This is a genomic window from Undibacterium paludis (genome assembly GCF_022568815.1).
GTDB lineage: Bacteria > Pseudomonadota > Gammaproteobacteria > Burkholderiales > Burkholderiaceae_D > Undibacterium.
The window spans coordinates 12,698-26,987 of record NZ_JAKZHX010000009.1; the positions used below are offsets into that span (position 1 = coordinate 12,698).

Below are 14,290 nucleotides of genomic sequence, written 5' to 3' on the forward strand. Positions count from 1 at the left end.
AAAGAAAAACCTCTGGTTACCCAGAGGTTTTTACAAGGATTACCAGATGACCTGCCCTATTATGATCAAGCAGACATCAGATCAGGCCAACAAATCGCAGATATGGACGGCCTCAATCTGCTCTTGCAGCGAGATTAAGGTTCAATTGTGAGCGCAGTAAGTCTTCAGTATCAGGCCTTGGGCTGTTACGTGCCGTTTCCAGCTTATCAAGATAACCAGCAGTCACATCGCCAGTGATATAAAAGCCGTCAAAGCAGGAAGCTTCTATGTTTTTCAGCAAGGGGTTAACATCAGAGATGGAGCGCTTCATTGCCGACACATCCTGATAGACCAGGGCGTCGGCAGTGATTTCCCGGCAAACTTCTTCTTCGCTACGACCATAGGCGATCAATTCACTGCGGGTAGGCATGTCGATACCATAGACGTTAGGGAATTGCACGGGCGGCGCAGCAGATGCAAAAATCACGCGCTTGGCGCCAGATTCACGCGCCATCTGCACGATCTCACGGCTGGTCGTACCACGGACGATAGAGTCATCAACCAGCAGGACACTCTTGCCCTTGAATTCAGAGCTGATGGCATTCAACTTCTGTCGCACGGACTTGCGACGTATCGCCTGTCCCGGCATCATGAAGGTGCGGCCTATGTAGCGATTCTTGATGAAGCCTTCGCGGTAATCAAGATTCAATTTCAGTGCCAGTTCCATCGCTGAAGGACGAGATGAATCCGGGATGGGCATGACCACATCAATTTCACCATCACTGAACTGACTGCGTACTTTATCTGCCAGGTATTCGCCCATTTTCAGGCGCGTCAGATAAACCGAGGCGCCATCGATGATGGAGTCAGGGCGTGCCAGATACACGTATTCAAAGGCACATGGATTGAGGCTGGGGTTGTCAGCACATTGCTGGCTATGCAGTTTACCATCGAGGTCAATGAACAGGGCCTCACCGGGCGCCACATCGCGCAGGAACTTGAAGCCCAGACCTTCAAGCGCAACAGATTCACTGGCGATCATGTATTCGACACCGGCATCAGTCTGTGAAGCACCGATACACAAAGGGCGAATACCAAAAGGATCACGGAATGCCAGCAAACCATAGCCTGAAATCTGCGCCACCACCGCATACGAACCACGTACACGCCTGTGCAGCATGGATACCGCACGAAACAAAGCTTCAGGATCAAGGGAGTAGCCACTGGTCACTTCCTGAATCTGGTGTGCCAGAATATTAAGCAAAACCTCAGAATCAGAATCCGTGTTCAAGTGACGCCTGTCATTTTTGAACAACTCCATCTTCAGCTCCACGGCATTGGTCAGATTGCCGTTGTGTGCGAGCACAATACCGAAGGGAGCATTGACATAAAATGGCTGCGCCTCTTCTTCACTGGTGGAACCGGCTGTTGGATAGCGCACCTGGCCAATGCCGACATTACCGGGCAAAGAACGCATATTGCGGGTACGGAATACGTCGCGCACCAGACCATTGGCCTTGTGCATGGCGAATTTATTACCGTGATTGGTTGCGATACCAGCCGCATCCTGACCGCGATGCTGGAGCAACAGCAGCGCATCATAAATTAATTGATTGACGGGACTATTTGAAACTACGCCTACGATGCCACACATGGTGGACTCCTAAAAAAACAATTAAAACTTTACGTGCTCAGTCACCGATGTCGGCAACAAAGGGATCACTGTCCTGGCTGCGGCTTCTGCCAGCGGACTGAGCCAGGCATGCGTCCAGAAAGGTTGCTGCGGTATCGAAGTCATACCGCACAGCAGCACCGCCGCCAACACCAGTATGCAGCCGCGCGCCAGGCCAAACAGACCACCCAGCCCCCGATCGGCCATCTTCATACCGCTGGCATTGATCAGGGCATCCACAGCCATCATCACCAACGCCATGATCAGGCGCACACCGACAAACAAGGCGATGAAAGCAACAATCAGACGCACCATCTGACCGGGCACTGCATTCGGTAACCAGGTCGCCAATAAATCACTATAGGCATTGGCAATGACAAATGCGATGATCCAGCTCACCAGCGACAAAATTTCTTTGATCAATCCACGCATGGTGCTGATCACTATCGAGCAAATCAACACCAGCAAAACGACATAATCAAATATGGTCACGTCTGCACCGGTCTAGTTGGGTGGCAAACTGGCATTCAGACCCAGCTTACTCAATTTGGCGCGCATCTTGTCTGCCTCGTCTTTGGAGGCAAACGGCCCCACCCGGATCCGGGTCACTTCGCCATTGGTCGTGATGATTTTCTGTGTATAAGACTGGATATTGGCAGCCTTCAGTTTGGCCTGAACTTCATCCACTTTGGATTGCGTGGAGAATGCACCAGCCTGCACGGAATACGATGATTTTTCGGCAGCCTCAGGCTTGGCCACAACAGGTTTGGCCGGTGGAGCCTTGCCCTCCAGGATTGCCATGGCGCGCGCAGCCTCATCATCGGCATGGGCGGGCTTTGCGACTGACGGTTTCGTTTCAGGCTTCACCGGCTTTTCAGCCTGCTTTGTTTCTGACCTGGTCTCATTCTTTGCGACTGTGACGTCTTTCTCTGCCGGTTTGGCCGGCACCTGCACAGTTTTTACCTCAGTTTTTGGTTCAGGCTTTACTTCTACTTTGACGACAGGTTTGGTTTCCTGTTTGATTTCTGCTTTTACTTCAGGTTTTACCGGCTTGACTTGTGCCGTTGCTTGAGTAGCTGCCTGATTGGTGACTGCCTGGGCAGCCAGTGCTGCATTACCTGCATTGGCTGTGGATTTGGTCTGCTTGTCCGCATTATCTGGCTTGCCCTTCGCCGGCATTGGCATGTCTATGATTTCCTCAGGGATTTCATTGACTGCCAGATTCTTTTTCTTGGGCACGGCATCATCACTTGCCGCACTGGCATCAAATGCCTTGTCCTTGGAAGGGATGCGGATATTAATATCATCAGGCAAAGGCTTGGGATCGGAATCGAGCACCATGGGTAAGCCTATGATGGCCGCCAATGCCAGGGCGACCGCACCTATCAGGCGGCGCCTTGCCCGTTTTTTTTCAGGCAGGATGGGGTCATTGACCTTGGAGCGGCGTTTGGTTTCCGTCTTTTTGCTTCTGGAACGAGTTTCTATACTCTCTTCCTCGGCGCGAGAGCGGAATTCACCGCTATCCTGATTATCGGAAGTTTCTTGCTTCTGTGTAAAACGCGAGAGCAAACCCATGTGCAAATTTCTGGTTGGTTAGCAAACTGGTCTGTCGACAACAAATCAGCCTGCAAAAACATCAATGGAGTGCCGAACGACGGGCGCGCATGACACCGGCTACCGTCAGGAAGGATCCAAAGACCACTATTCTATCATTTTCGCCCGCTTTGCTGATGGCATCTGTATAAGCCTGTTCCGGCGTATCGAAGCTGGTAACCGTCTTTTCTGCATCGGCCAACACCTCTGCAGCAATCAGTTTATCTTTCAATACCTCAACTGGGGCCGCACGCGGCAAAGGCAAGGCTGTCACACACCAGTGATCAACTTTATCTTTCAATTGAGCAATGACACCATCAATATCCTTGTCCAGCATGGAGCCAAATACGGCATAGGTATATGCATGAAAACCCATATTGTCGAGATTTTGCGCCAGAGTAGCAGCTGCATGCGGATTATGCGCCACATCCAGCACCACAGTGGGACGGCCCGGCAGGACCTGGAAGCGCCCGGGCAACTCCACCATGACCAGGCCAGTGCGCACCTCCTGCGCCCCCACTGGCAGTTGATGTTTAAGGGCTTCCAGCGCGGCCAACACCGCAGAGGCGTTCAGGAGCTGGTTCGCGCCGCGCAAGCTGGGATAACCCAGCGAATTGCGACGCAAACTGCGCCCGGCAAAATTCCACTGCTGCTTGTCACCGTTATAGTTAAAGTCACGACCAAACAGCCACAGGTCCGCCCCTATCGCATTGGCATGATCAATCAGGGATTGCGGCGGCAAGGGGTCGCCGCAGATAGCAGCCTTGCCCGGACGGAAGATGCCTGCCTTTTCAAAGCCTATTTTTTCCCGCGTGTCGCCAAGATAATCAACGTGATCAATGTCTATGCTGGTAACGATGGATACATCTGCATCAATGACATTGACAGCGTCCAGACGACCACCCAGCCCGACTTCAAGTATCACCACGTCGAGTTTGGCATCAGCCAGCAATTTGCAGATGGCCAGAGTGGTAAATTCAAAATACGTCAGTGAAATATCTGCACGCGCCTGCTCTACCGCATTGAAAGTGGAAATGAAAACATCGTCCTTGACCATTTCGCCGTTGATACGGGCGCGCTCATTGAAATCAAGGAAGTGTGGCTTGCTGTACAGGCCAACGCGGTAGCCAGCCTGCATCAAAACCGCTTCCAGCATGGCGCAGGTAGAGCCCTTGCCATTCGTTCCCGCCACCATGATGACGGGACAATCGTAGTGAATAGCCAGTTTGTTCTTGACCTCAGCAACACGGTCCAGGCCCATATCAATTTCTTTGGAATGGCGAGTTTCAAGCACCGCCAGCCAGTCAGCCAGAGTGGCAGGTAAATTTGTCATAGTGTAAAAAAAGCCCGAACAAGACAGCTTCGGGCTTATTGGATGTTCAATTTAATTCAGGATACTGCTTCGGCAGGCTGGTTTTGCAACAAGGCAAGCAAACGCGCAATCTCTTCACGCATCTTGCGACGGTCGATAATCATGTCGATGGCGCCTTTTTGCAGCAGGAATTCAGAGCGCTGGAAGCCTTCAGGTAATTTTTCACGCACGGTATTTTCAATGACGCGCGGGCCGGCAAAACCGATCAAAGCCTTGGGTTCGGCAATCACCACGTCACCAAGGAAGGCGAAAGAAGCAGAAACACCACCCATAGTAGGATCAGTCAGCACGGAAATGAAAGGCAATTTCTTTTCGGACAACTTGGTCAGCATGGAGGTAGTCTTGGCCATTTGCATTAAAGACAGCAAACCTTCCTGCATACGTGCACCACCCGTTGCCGTAAAGCAAATGAAAGGAACTTTTTGCTCCAGTGCAGCCTGAGCACCCCGTACAAAACGTTCGCCAACGACAGATCCCATCGAGCCGCCCATGAATTCAAATTCAAAGCAGGCTGCGACGACAGGCACTGCCATGATGGAACCACCCATGACGACCATGGCATCGGTCTCACCCGTGGTTTCCAGTGCATCTTTCAGGCGATCAGGGTATTTTTTACTGTCCTTGAACTTCAGTGTATCGATAGGCAAGATTTCCTGGCCGATCTCATAACGGCCGCCTGCATCAAGCAAGGCATCCAGACGCTCACGTGCGCCTATGCGCAAATGGTGGCTGCATTTTGGGCAAACATGGATATTGGCTTCCAGATCAGAACGGTAGAGCACCGCTTCGCAAGATGGGCACTTGACCCACAAACCTTCGGGAATCGATTTACGATTTGCAGATTCCGAGCGTTGTATACGCGGTGGCAACAGTTTTTCTAACCAACTCATGTTTTCTCCTTATGGCCGCCGGGCTATCTTTTTAACAACCCGGCATCAGGTTCATTCTGGCAAAAGAACCAGTCAGGCGCGTATTTTACTCGTCCAAAGCCTGTCTGACACCAGAAATAAAGCTTTTTACTGCAGCAACAGCATTTTCACGCGGGGTATTCTCCAACTCCTGGATGATACGCGAACCAATCACAACCGCGTCTGACACGGTGGAAATGGCTTTTGCCGTGGCGCCATCCCGTATACCAAAGCCCACGCCCACCGGGACTTGGACATGCTTTCTGATACGCGGGATCATCGCGGCAACGGCATCCAGATCCAGCGCCCCAGAACCGGTTACCCCTTTCAGGGACACATAATACACATAACCACTGGCAATTTTACCAACTTGCTCAATACGCTCATCGGTTGAGGTCGGCGCCAGCAGGAAAATGGTATCCATACCCTGTTGCTGCATTTTACTTGCAAATTCTTCACATTCTTCCGGCGGGTAATCCACTACCAGCACACCGTCCACGCCGGCTTCAGCAGCCTGAGCAATGAACGTATCCTGCCCCATGCGCTCTATGGGATTGGCATAACCCATGAGCACAACTGGTGTCTTTTGATTACTTTGCCGGAATTCGCGGACGAATTGTAATACATCCCGCAAACCAACTCCAAATTGCAGGGCCCTTTCAGAAGCACGCTGTATGACAGGGCCATCTGCCATTGGGTCAGAAAACGGTACGCCCAGTTCAATAATGTCTGCGCCACCCTCGACCAGGGCATGCATTAATGGCACGGTCAATTCAGGCGCCGGGTCGCCAGCTGTAATAAAAGGAATCAAGCCCTTTTTATTACTGGCAGCCAGAGCTGCCATGGTATTTTGAATTTTTGACATCTTGTCAGTCCTTATTTGATGCGCATCGCTAAAGTGACGGCACCAATTTCAATTTTTGATAGGGAAGACATGCAGGCCACATCTTCATGTATGCGCCCGCATGTGTGTTCAATGGTCAATCAGAATTTCAAGCCCGCCCGTTCGGCAACGGTATGCATATCCTTATCACCACGACCGGACAAGTTTGCCAGCACAATCTTGTCTTTGGGTAAAGTTGCGGCCAGTTTGGTCGCGTAGGCCAGGGCATGACTCGATTCCAGCGCAGGGATGATGCCTTCTATGCGGCAGCAGTCGTGAAAAGCCTTGAGCGCCTCATCATCAGTGATGGTCACATATTGTGCACGGCCACTTTCTTTCAACCATGCATGCTCAGGCCCCACACCTGGGTAATCAAGCCCAGCCGACACAGAGTGAGTTTCTATGACCTGGCCATTCTCATCCTGCAGCAAATAGGTACGGTTGCCATGCAGTACGCCGGGCGAACCCGCTGTCAGCGAGGCAGAATGCTTGCCGCTTTCCAAGCCCTCGCCTGCTGCTTCCACACCGACGAGCCTGACCTGCTGATGATCGATGTAAGGATAAAAAATTCCCATGGCATTCGAGCCGCCACCGACACAAGCCACCACATGATCTGGCTGACGCCCGGTCTGTTCAGGCATCTGCCATAAGCACTCCTCACCAATGACAGACTGGAAGTCCCTGACCATCATGGGGTAAGGATGCGGGCCAGCCACCGTGCCTATGATGTAAAAAGTATTATCGACATTTGCCACCCAGTCACGCATGGCTTCATTCAATGCATCCTTCAGGGTTTTGGAACCAGATTCGACAGGTACTACGGTTGCCCCCAGCAACTTCATGCGATACACATTTTGCGCCTGGCGCTTGACGTCTTCCGAGCCCATATACACCACACACTCAAGGCCAAAGCGGGCGCAGATGGTGGCAGTAGCCACACCATGCTGGCCAGCCCCGGTCTCGGCAATCACGCGCGGCTTGCCCATGCGCTTGGCCAGCAAAGCCTGGCCGATGACATTATTGATCTTGTGCGCACCTGTGTGATTCAGGTCTTCACGCTTGAAATAAATTTGCGCCCCACCCATCAGATCAGACCAGCGCTTGGCGTGATACACAGGCGATGGGCGACCGACGAAATACTTCAATTCATTGCGAAACTCGTCCAGAAATTCAGCATCGTGCTGGAATTTGGCGTAGGCATCCTTGAGTTCTGTCAGCGCATGAGTCAGGGTTTCGGACACAAAAGTGCCGCCAAACTGACCAAAATGACCCCGTGAATCAGGTAAATGATATTGGGCTGACTGATAGATTGCCTGACCGGCGACAGACTGGCGCTCGAACTGAGCATCCAAAGACTGGAGTTCTTTCATTTTCTTTCCTTCAAACTGGCTTGAAAGCGATGTACCTGGACAACAATCCATGCAACATCACTATTCCTGATTGTCTGCCAGACGCACCGCTTCAATAAATGCGCGCACGCTGGACTCATCCTTGATACCCTTTGCCGCCTCGACACCACTACTGATGTCGACAGCAAACGGGCGAACCTGACTAACTGCGCCAGTCGCGTTCTGTACGCTCAAGCCACCACTTAAAACGACCCGAGGCGCGAGCTCTTTTGGGATGAGAGACCAATCAAAAACCTTTCCACTACCGCCATACCCGTCAACATGGGTATCTAGCAATAAACCACTGAATAAAGGACTAGCCTTGCGATAAGACTGCTCACATTCTAGCAAATCCTCAGGCCTTGTGTCAGTTTTGACGCGATAAGCACGAATAAAAGGCCGATTGACACTGGCCGCCAGACTGGCGCACTGTTCAGGCGTTTCATCACCGTGGAACTGCAACAGTTGGACGGGAGCTTGGCTGATCACCTCTTGCAAACCTGCCTCATCGATATTCACAAACAGCCCGACCGACATCACAAAGGGCGGGAGTTCATGCAACAAAACCCCGGCAGTCTCAGGTCTGACATAGCGAAGACTGGGCGGATAAAATACAAAGCCCAGGGCATCAGCCCCAGCCGCGACAACAAAGCGCACATCTTCTGCTCGGGTTAAGCCGCAAATTTTGATTCTGGTTCTGTGTTGCATGAAAGTCACCTGATTGAGTTTGCTTTATTTTACCCGCTTAAACCACTTCCGCTTCATGCCACAGGCAATTTCAAACATCTCTTATGCGATAATCAATTGTACATTTCTGCCACAGACACCATGAATTCACCAGCAACAAAACCGCTCATTACCCGACTATTCGGCCTGGATATCTGCAATATGCGTTTTGCAGAGGCAAACCAGCATTTACTGGAAGTCGCCAGCAGCCGTGATCATGTCAGCCGTGTAGTGGTGACGCCGAATGTCGACCATATGACCAAGCTGGAGTATGAGCCCGAGTTCAAGACACTGTATGCGACTTCAGATTATATTTTTGCCGATGGCATGCCGATCATCTGGGCCAGCAAAATGTGCCCCCTGCCCTTGCCAGAACGTGTGACTGGTGCAGACTTGTTTGTGTCGCTATGCCGTGGCTGCATAGAAAAGGATTTGTCGATTTTTGTTTTGGGCGGCATGCCCGGGCAAGAGAGCCTGTTGCTGGAGTCCTTTGCCAAAACTTATCCCGGACTCAAGGTCGATATTTTTTGCCCATCCATGCAGTTCACTGCCGATGGCGCAGAAAGTGATCTGGCAATACAGCGCATACAGGCTGCCAAACCAAACATTCTTTTCATTTGCCTGGGCATGCCCAAGCAGGAGAGACTGGCATTTCGCTACCGCGCGCAATTTACCAACGATAATGTGCCACTGATCTTGTGCGTGGGCGCAGCGATGGAGTTTGCATTGGGCCAGAAAAAACGTGCACCGCTATGGATGCAAAAAATAGGCATGGAATGGTTCTGGCGTCTGGCCAGCGAGCCACGCCGTTTATGGCAGCGCTATACCACGCAGGCCTGGCGTTTCGTAGGATTGCTGATACGCGAGCGCAAAGTACAAAAAAATCGGCGCTGAGTGACCCCATACAGAAATACCTGCGCCCGCAGATAAGCACATTTGACGCATGAGAAAACTTAACACTAACTTCAGCGATTCAAACCGGATCAATTGTCTTTGAAATGCATTTCTCCAGCATATTTACACGTCTTGGCGGCATTATCCCTATCACTAACCAAGGGCATCGCCCCATGCTTCCAGAGAACGTCATCGCTTTTGAGCGGCAACTCGATTGCAGGCTAGATGACGTGTATAGAGAATTTCTGCTCAGCTACGGCGCATCGACATTCGCAGGCAAGTCTGTGGATCATCCCCATGTTGGATTCCGTTCCATACAAACCTTGCCCGCGCATATCACCAGCACAAAACTGGCCTTGTTCAACGCATTTTATGGAGATGATCAACTGCCAGCTTATAGCTTACTGGTACGGCATGCATTTTATCTGGGTCGCCTGCCGCAGAGCATGATACCCATCGCCGATGATGGCGGTGCCGGGCAAATTTGCCTGGGCATCTCTGGAGAAGATAAAGGAAAAATTTTCTACTGGGACCAACGCCATGAAGCACAATGCGAAGAAGACTATATGGAAGATTTCGGCGAACCAAGACCGCCAGAAGCCTTGAGGCAAAACCTCTACCTGGTTGCTCTGACGTTTATCGATTTTCTCAAACAACTGGAATTGATGCCAGAAACCATCTGACCCAGATCACACCTGATGCACAGACATCAGAAAGACCTTCATCAAACCATCATCAAACCCCAAAAAAAAGCCGCTGATCAGCGGCTTTTTACCTCAAGTAGAAACAAGCTTACGCTACTTTTTTTGCATCGAAGAATTGCTCATCTTCAGTAGAACCATGCAAAGCTGTCGTAGAAGACTGGCCTTGCTGAATAGTTTGTGTCACTGCATCAAAGTAACCAGTACCAACTTCACGCTGATGTTTAACGGCGGTAAAGCCTTTTTCTGCTGCTGCGAATTCAGCTTCCTGCAATTCAACGAAGGCAGACATCTGGCGGCGAGCGTAGCCATGTGCCAGGTTGAACATGCCGTAGTTCAATGCATGGAAACCTGCCAGTGTGATGAACTGGAATTTGTAACCCATTGCACCCAGTTCTTTCTGGAACTTGGCAATCGTTGCATCGTCCAGGTTTTTCTTCCAGTTGAAGGATGGTGAGCAGTTATAGGACAGCAATTTGCCTGGGAACTTGGCATGGATAGCGTCAGCAAATGCCTTGGCGAATTCCAGGTCAGGCTTGCCAGTTTCGCACCAGATCAAATCTGCATATTCTGCATAAGCCAGACCACGGGAAATTGCTTGTTCCAGACCTGGTTTGGTTTTGTAGAAACCTTCAACAGTACGCTCGCCTGTGCAGAAAGGCTGGTCGTTGGGGTCAACATCAGAAGTCAGCAAATCAGCAGCCTCAGCATCAGTGCGGGCCAAAATCACGGTGGAGGTGCCCATGATGTCTGCGGCCAGACGTGCTGCATTCAGTTTTTCAACAGCTTCACGTGTTGGCACCAATACTTTGCCGCCCATGTGACCGCATTTTTTGACGGAGGCCAGTTGATCTTCAAAGTGAACACCGGATGCACCCGCTTCGATCATGGCTTTCATGAGTTCAAAGGCATTCAATACACCACCGAAACCGGCTTCAGCATCAGCCACGATAGGGGCGAAGAAGTCGATGTCGTCTTTGCCTTCAGACCATTGGATCTGATCAGCGCGTGTCAATGTGTTGTTGATGCGCTTGACAACCAGTGGAACAGAATTGGCTGGGTACAGGGACTGGTCAGGATACATTTCACCGGCAACGTTGGCGTCGCCAGCAACTTGCCAGCCAGACAGGTAGATGGCTTTCAAGCCAGCTTTGACCTGTTGCATGGCCTGGTTACCAGTCAAGGCACCGAGTGCATTGATGAAAGGCTCGTTATTGACCAAGTCCCACAGTTTGATCGCACCTTTCTTGGCGATGGTGTGCTCGACCTGCAGGGAACCACGCAAACGAATCACGTCTTCTGCCGTGTAATTACGCTTGATACCTTTCCAGCGTGGATTGGTATCCCAGTCTTTTTGCAATTCTGCTACTTGTTGTGCGCGTGTTGTCATGCTTCTCTCCTGTGGGCAAATCAATTGAAAAAGTGAATCCGTTGAGAGAAATAATAGGGTATTTTTTGCGTAGCAACAAGGTCTTATATAAGACATATGACAAATATTTTATCGTTTAAAATCATGTAGTTAAATATGATTTTTTGCGATACGAAATAATATTTCTCAGAATGAGAAAAATAATTTGTGCATTAACACAGGATTATTTCACAATGCGGAATGCTGTCTTCACATCATAAAATTTGGCAATTCATTTTTTTGCGCAAAGAAAATTAAGTTTCAAGAACCAGTAAAGTCTTGCAAACTTTCAATCAAAATTTTCTTTACTCAATCACCAGCTCATACCAGGGCGACGGATAATCAAAATCGAGCTCAAAACCCGCGTTTTTTTGCCTGGTGGCAGTCGTCGGCAAGGCTTTCATGCGTGCCCCGTTGCCATCCAGGGGATACACCGTCATTTTTTTACCGGGCGCCGCGTGGAACAACTTGACCGGAATACGCTCGAGCCAGACGGGCGCACTGCCATTGAGAGCACCTGAGGGTTTGCTCGATGTATTAACATCCGGCTCCAGCGTCCACCAAGCCGTCTGCCCCTCATAATTGATCAATTGCTTGGGTCGTTGCGGTATGACATTTGGCTGTGTCGCTGCTGTTGCGCCAGACAAAACCAGCAACAGGCGACGTGCTTGCTTCAGAGGCAGGGCATCACGGCTGGTCAGCAGGATGACGCCATACTGGCGGCCTTTTTCAGAAAACATGGGCAGTAATTTGTCGGTATCAAGATTGACCGACAGCCCACTACGCGTACCGGCAAATATCCTGCTATAACTTGAGTCGGCAAGCAACCAGGGGCCAGCCTGGCTGTAGCGCAGTTGTCCGCCGGGCGCTGTCCACAAATCGTCATCCTCAGACCAGTTTTTTTCGTAGCGCGCAACGTGTGCAATTACTCCACCTGTTTGCGCCTGCATCGTATGCTGCACTCCCAGACGCGAGAAAAATGCATGCTGGTAATCCAGTCCGTACTGCGACTGCAAATAACCGGCAAAGCCGGTGCCATTGACACCATCACGCAAGCCGCCGAGCATGCGCCTGATTTCTGGCGACAGACTGACGCCAATCTGCTCAGGCAAAGGGCGTATCTGGAATTGCCTGAATACCGTCGCAGCAATACCCGCCGTTACAACCTGGCCGGAATGTCCACTCAAACCAAAGCTGTCAGGTGCCGACTGCCAGTTGTCACCATCGATGTAATGAAAGAGGAACAAGCCATCCCAATCCTGGGCAGCGGCAAATGCACTCATGACGGGGAGAATTTCTGCCGACTGGCGATTAGGATAAGCCTGATTGAATTCACTCACGACAAAGGGCTTGCGCAAGTCACGCATGTAGGCTCGCTGCAACAAGGCCGGCCAGCCGTCACGCAGTACCGACCCGTCACGAATGCGCCAGTCATTTCTGTCCCACGCCTGATGAGGGAAGTCATAATGATCAACATAGAAATGTTCATCCACATAATCCATGTACTGCTGGGCATCCGCCGTGGCGACACCGCCAAAATAAGCTTGCGTCCCCGCCAAAGGGACCAGGTCACCCAGCTCCTGCCTTATGGTTTTGCGCATGACAGTCAAATACTGCGCATCCATGTCTGACAGATAGTGCACATAATCGAGTACGCGACGCCCATTTCCCGCCTGATGCAGTCGATATTGCTGCTGCAAAGCGGCTGGAATGGTCAGCCCAAGTTTCACCATCGCTTTGCTGGCAAAGCGTTGCAAGCGGGCATACCAGCCTTCACCATATTCCAGTATCTGCGCTTCTGCAGCTTTAACATTGACTATGCCTTTTCTGGCCATCGAACAACTATCCCAGACTGCGCATGCCTGATCGGCGCTACCGTACTGACGCAGAACCCACTTCTGCCAGTTTTGCTGGAGCAAACGCTCATACTCCCCTGTCAGGCCATCGAGTTGCGCGCGCTGCCAAGCCCCCAGCAAAGACGATTCATTGTTAATTTCTATCATGGCCAGAGCCGGATCATCCTTCAATTCGAGACGACGGAGCAATTGCTGCACATATTCGGCCTGCAGGCTGATCATGCGTGGCTCGAACAGGTGCAAAGGATGGCTGGCAAAAGGCATCTGCTCACCTGGCGTCAAGGGTGTAACCTGATCAACCGCTGGCCGGAACTGATAGCCGACATGCAGGTTCAGGTTGACATACAAACCCTCGGCCTTCAGCGCATTAATCAAGGTACGCAGGCGCCGCAATGCCGCTTCATTAAAACTGGGAAAGGCAGCTGTCGTCAAAATGCCACGCGGTTGCTCCTGACTGTCACTAAGCACCGTATCAAGGTGGTGCAAACGCACAGCATTAAAACCAAGCTTGCGCAGGCGCTGCGCCAAACGCTGGGCATCTTTCTCTTCAGGAAAATTGGCAGCATTTGCCAGGCTGATACCAAACAGCCTTACCCGACTGTCATCCCGGGTACCCTGCCTGTTGTCTGCCCCAAGGCGAAAAAAATGACTGCCCTTGACGTACAGGCGATCCCCGGCATCAAGCGAATGATTCATGCCACCGAAATCAGTCACACCGACAAGCTTGTCTTCATTGACCTCAAAGCGATACCAGGAAATCTCCCCTGCTGCTACCGGGACGGCAACAATAGCCAAGCAGACCCATATTGGCGCCAGCAAGGCAAAACGGCGAATGGAAATGACAGGAAAATGAAAATACTTCATGGTTTGGGTCGCAACTGACATGGTAGCCATTAGAATATCGCACAAA

Annotated in this window: 12 protein-coding genes; 2 read left to right on the forward strand and 10 right to left on the reverse strand. The window is 51.2% G+C overall.

Features of this window, described 5'->3' with window-relative positions:
• Window positions 1-112: 112 nt before the first annotated feature.
• The 8 genes from purF to LZ463_RS15885 form a co-directional block, all read right to left on the reverse strand.
• Window positions 113-1,633 carry an amidophosphoribosyltransferase gene (gene purF, locus LZ463_RS15850; protein ID WP_241456798.1) on the reverse strand — a complete coding sequence of 507 codons (1,521 nt, stop codon included), beginning with the start codon at window positions 1,631-1,633 and terminating at the stop codon, window positions 113-115.
• A gap of 21 nt (window positions 1,634-1,654) precedes the next feature.
• The gene (locus LZ463_RS15855) at window positions 1,655-2,143 is read right to left on the reverse strand and encodes a CvpA family protein (protein ID WP_241456799.1); all 489 of its coding nucleotides are present in this window, start codon (window positions 2,141-2,143) and stop codon (window positions 1,655-1,657) included.
• A gap of 12 nt (window positions 2,144-2,155) precedes the next feature.
• Window positions 2,156-3,226, reverse strand: a complete 1,071-nt coding sequence (locus tag LZ463_RS15860; RefSeq protein WP_241456800.1) for an SPOR domain-containing protein — start codon at window positions 3,224-3,226, stop codon at window positions 2,156-2,158.
• A 61-nt stretch (window positions 3,227-3,287) separates the two neighbouring features.
• Window positions 3,288-4,577: a bifunctional tetrahydrofolate synthase/dihydrofolate synthase gene (gene folC / locus LZ463_RS15865; RefSeq protein WP_241456801.1), complete on the reverse strand. Its 1,290-nt coding sequence runs from the start codon at window positions 4,575-4,577 to the stop codon at window positions 3,288-3,290.
• A 56-nt stretch (window positions 4,578-4,633) separates the two neighbouring features.
• Window positions 4,634-5,506, reverse strand: coding sequence for an acetyl-CoA carboxylase, carboxyltransferase subunit beta (gene accD / locus LZ463_RS15870; protein WP_241456802.1), 873 nt, complete (start codon window positions 5,504-5,506; stop codon window positions 4,634-4,636).
• A gap of 85 nt (window positions 5,507-5,591) precedes the next feature.
• Window positions 5,592-6,389 carry a tryptophan synthase subunit alpha gene (gene trpA, locus LZ463_RS15875; RefSeq protein ID WP_241456803.1) on the reverse strand — a complete coding sequence of 266 codons (798 nt, stop codon included), beginning with the start codon at window positions 6,387-6,389 and terminating at the stop codon, window positions 5,592-5,594.
• Window positions 6,390-6,508: 119 nt separating this feature from the next.
• Window positions 6,509-7,777, reverse strand: coding sequence for a tryptophan synthase subunit beta (trpB, locus tag LZ463_RS15880; RefSeq protein ID WP_241456804.1), 1,269 nt, complete (start codon window positions 7,775-7,777; stop codon window positions 6,509-6,511).
• 60 nt (window positions 7,778-7,837) lie between these two features.
• Window positions 7,838-8,503, reverse strand: a complete 666-nt coding sequence (locus LZ463_RS15885; RefSeq protein WP_241456805.1) for a phosphoribosylanthranilate isomerase — start codon at window positions 8,501-8,503, stop codon at window positions 7,838-7,840.
• A gap of 120 nt (window positions 8,504-8,623) precedes the next feature.
• Here LZ463_RS15885 and LZ463_RS15890 point away from each other — a divergent pair, with 120 nt between their 5' ends.
• Entirely contained in the window at window positions 8,624-9,415 is a 792-nt protein-coding gene (locus tag LZ463_RS15890) for a WecB/TagA/CpsF family glycosyltransferase (RefSeq protein WP_241456806.1), read from the forward strand.
• 173 nt (window positions 9,416-9,588) lie between these two features.
• Window positions 9,589-10,098 carry an SMI1/KNR4 family protein gene (locus LZ463_RS15895; RefSeq protein ID WP_241456807.1) on the forward strand — a complete coding sequence of 170 codons (510 nt, stop codon included), beginning with the start codon at window positions 9,589-9,591 and terminating at the stop codon, window positions 10,096-10,098.
• A 109-nt stretch (window positions 10,099-10,207) separates the two neighbouring features.
• Here LZ463_RS15895 and aceA read toward each other — a convergent pair whose 3' ends face one another.
• Together aceA and LZ463_RS15905 are read right to left on the reverse strand one after the other, a co-directional pair.
• The gene (aceA, locus tag LZ463_RS15900; protein ID WP_241456808.1) at window positions 10,208-11,506 is read right to left on the reverse strand and encodes an isocitrate lyase; all 1,299 of its coding nucleotides are present in this window, start codon (window positions 11,504-11,506) and stop codon (window positions 10,208-10,210) included.
• Window positions 11,507-11,829: 323 nt separating this feature from the next.
• Entirely contained in the window at window positions 11,830-14,265 is a 2,436-nt protein-coding gene (locus tag LZ463_RS15905) for a cellulase family glycosylhydrolase (protein WP_241456809.1), read from the reverse strand.
• Between the last annotated feature and the right edge of the window lie 25 nt (window positions 14,266-14,290).

What these genes read in the sequence shown, in the direction of transcription:
- trpB (WP_241456804.1), bottom strand. Translation starts at nt 7,777, where the DNA reads ATGAAAGAACTCCAGTCTTTGGATGCTCAGTTCGAGCGCCAGTCTGTC.
- LZ463_RS15860 (WP_241456800.1), bottom strand. Translation starts at nt 3,226, where the DNA reads ATGGGTTTGCTCTCGCGTTTTACACAGAAGCAAGAAACTTCCGATAAT.
- purF (WP_241456798.1), bottom strand. Translation starts at nt 1,633, where the DNA reads ATGTGTGGCATCGTAGGCGTAGTTTCAAATAGTCCCGTCAATCAATTA.
- LZ463_RS15905 (WP_241456809.1), bottom strand. Translation starts at nt 14,265, where the DNA reads ATGTCAGTTGCGACCCAAACCATGAAGTATTTTCATTTTCCTGTCATT.
- trpA (WP_241456803.1), bottom strand. Translation starts at nt 6,389, where the DNA reads ATGTCAAAAATTCAAAATACCATGGCAGCTCTGGCTGCCAGTAATAAA.
- LZ463_RS15895 (WP_241456807.1), top strand. Translation starts at nt 9,589, where the DNA reads ATGCTTCCAGAGAACGTCATCGCTTTTGAGCGGCAACTCGATTGCAGG.
- LZ463_RS15885 (WP_241456805.1), bottom strand. Translation starts at nt 8,503, where the DNA reads ATGCAACACAGAACCAGAATCAAAATTTGCGGCTTAACCCGAGCAGAA.
- aceA (WP_241456808.1), bottom strand. Translation starts at nt 11,506, where the DNA reads ATGACAACACGCGCACAACAAGTAGCAGAATTGCAAAAAGACTGGGAT.
- folC (WP_241456801.1), bottom strand. Translation starts at nt 4,577, where the DNA reads ATGACAAATTTACCTGCCACTCTGGCTGACTGGCTGGCGGTGCTTGAA.
- accD (WP_241456802.1), bottom strand. Translation starts at nt 5,506, where the DNA reads ATGAGTTGGTTAGAAAAACTGTTGCCACCGCGTATACAACGCTCGGAA.
- LZ463_RS15890 (WP_241456806.1), top strand. Translation starts at nt 8,624, where the DNA reads ATGAATTCACCAGCAACAAAACCGCTCATTACCCGACTATTCGGCCTG.